General features: G+C 71.3%; 1 protein-coding gene. It reads right to left on the bottom strand.

Annotated elements, in window-relative coordinates; all coding sequences use genetic code 11:
• Window positions 1-802: HAD-IC family P-type ATPase (locus CLD20_RS19925; protein ID WP_224408428.1), on the bottom strand; the 802-nt coding region annotated here is incomplete at both ends.

Genomic DNA, 802 nt, shown 5'->3' with positions numbered 1-802 from the left:
GCGGCGGCCAGCGGATGTTCGCTCGCCTGCTCCAGACTGGCGGCCAGGCGCAGCAGCTCCGCCTCATCGAATCCGTCCGTGGCCTCGATCGAGACCAGACTCGGGCGCCCCTCGGTGAGGGTGCCGGTCTTGTCGATCACCAGGGTGTCGACCTTGCTCATCAGTTCGAGCGCCTCGGCGTTCTTGACCAGGATGCCGAGCCCCGCGCCGCGTCCGGTGGCGACCATGATGGAGATGGGCGTGGCCAGTCCCAGGGCGCAGGGGCAGGCGATGATGAGCACCGCCACCGCGTTGACCACGGCATGGGCCAGACGCGGCTCCGGTCCCCACAGCGACCAGACGCCGAAGGTGATCAGCGCGACCAGTACCACCGCCGGCACGAACCCGCTCGCGACCCGGTCGGCCAGTCCCTGGATGGGCGCGCGCGAGCGTTGCGCCTCGCTGACCAGCGCGACGATCCGCGCCAGCAGGGTGTCGCCGCCAACCTGCTCGGCGCGCATCACCAGGGCGCCGGTCTCGTTGAGCGTGGCGCCGATCAGCCGGTCGCCGGCCTGCTTGGGCACGGGGACGGGCTCGCCGGAGATCATCGACTCGTCGACCCGGCTGCTGCCCTCCAGCACCACCCCATCGACCGGGATCTTCTCGCCTGGGCGCACCCGCAGCCGGTCGTCTCGGGCGATCCGATCCAGGGGGACGTCCTCCTCGGTCCCGTCCGGGCGAATCAGGCGGGCGGTCTTGGGCGCCAGACCGAGCAGGAGTTTGATGGCGTCGTTGGTGCGTGAGCGCGCGCGCAGCTCCAGCA

Source organism: Afifella sp. IM 167, from assembly GCF_020144925.1.
In the GTDB taxonomy this organism is placed as follows: domain Bacteria; phylum Pseudomonadota; class Alphaproteobacteria; order Rhizobiales; family Afifellaceae; genus Afifella.
The sequence above is the reverse complement of the archived record's forward strand: the minus strand, read 5'-3'. Positions and strand labels throughout refer to the sequence as shown.